This window comes from Marinobacter sp. MBR-105 (assembly GCF_053628895.1).
The window spans coordinates 1-1,688 of the sequence record NZ_JBRJHG010000051.1; the positions used below are offsets into that span (position 1 = coordinate 1).

1 rRNA gene is annotated in these 1,688 nt (G+C 55.6%); it reads right to left on the reverse strand.

What is annotated here, in order from left to right:
• A 23S ribosomal RNA gene (locus ACSSVV_RS20920) occupies positions 1–1,688 on the reverse strand; the annotation flags it as partial.

Sequence of the window (1,688 nt, forward strand, 5' to 3'; positions counted from 1 at the left end):
CCTATCAACGTCCTGGTCTTGAACGGCTCTTCAGGAGGCTCGAGGCCTCGGGGAGATCTCATCTTGGAAGGGGCTTCCCGCTTAGATGCTTTCAGCGGTTATCCTGTCCGAACATAGCTACCGGGCAATGCCACTGGCGTGACAACCCGAACACCAGAGGTTCGTCCACTCCGGTCCTCTCGTACTAGGAGCAGCTTTCCTCAAATCTCCAACGTCCACGGCAGATAGGGACCGAACTGTCTCACGACGTTCTAAACCCAGCTCGCGTACCACTTTAAATGGCGAACAGCCATACCCTTGGGACCGGCTTCAGCCCCAGGATGTGATGAGCCGACATCGAGGTGCCAAACACCGCCGTCGATGTGAACTCTTGGGCGGTATCAGCCTGTTATCCCCGGAGTACCTTTTATCCGTTGAGCGATGGCCCTTCCATACAGAACCACCGGATCACTATGACCTACTTTCGTACCTGCTCGACGTGTCTGTCTCGCAGTCAAGCGGGCTTGTGCCATTACACTAACCGCACGATGTCCGACCGTGCTTAGCCCACCTTTGTGCTCCTCCGTTACGCTTTGGGAGGAGACCGCCCCAGTCAAACTACCCACCACACAGTGTCCTCAACCCCGATAAGGGGCCAGAGTTAGAACCTCAAACATGCCAGGCTGGTATTTCAAGGTTGGCTCCACCGGAACTGGCGTCCCGGTTTCAAAGCCTCCCAGCTATCCTACACAAGCATGCTCAAAGTTCACTGTGAAGCTATAGTAAAGGTTCACGGGGTCTTTCCGTCTAGCCGCGGATACACCGCATCTTCACGGCGATTTCAATTTCACTGAGTCTCGGGTAGAGACAGCGCCCCCATCGTTACGCCATTCGTGCAGGTCGGAACTTACCCGACAAGGAATTTCGCTACCTTAGGACCGTTATAGTTACGGCCGCCGTTTACCGGGGCTTCGATCAAGAGCTTCGCACGAATGCTAACCCCATCAATTAACCTTCCGGCACCGGGCAGGCGTCACACCCTATACGTCCACTTTCGTGTTTGCAGAGTGCTGTGTTTTTAATAAACAGTCGCAGGGGCCTGGTATCTTCGACCGGCTTCCGCTCCACCCGCAGGGGCTTCACGTACACACCGGCGTGCCTTCTCCCGAAGTTACGGCACCATTTTGCCTAGTTCCTTTACCCGAGTTCTCTCAAGCGCCTTGGTATTCTCTACCTGACCACCTGTGTCGGTTTGGGGTACGGTCTCGAATAGCCTGAAGCTTAGAAGATTTTCCTGGAAGCAGGGCATCAATGACTTCGCGCCCTTGGGCACTCGTCGTCGCGTCTCGGGATTGTGGACCCGGATTTGCCTAAGTCCACTCCCTACATGCTTAAACCGGGGCAACCGTCGCCCGGCTCACCTAGCCTTCTCCGTCTCTCCATCGCAGCTATCCAAGGTACGGGAATATTAACCCGTTTCCCATCGACTACACCTTTCGGTCTCGCCTTAGGGGCCGACTCACCCTGCGCCGATTAGCGTTGCGCAGGAACCCTTGGTCTTCCGGCGTGCGGGTTTTTCACCCGCATTGTCGTTACTCATGTCAGCATTCGCACTTCTGATACCTCCAGCATGCTTCTCAACACACCTTCGCAGGCTTACAGAACGCTCCCCTACCCCGCATACAAAGTATGCAGCCGCAGCTTCGGTG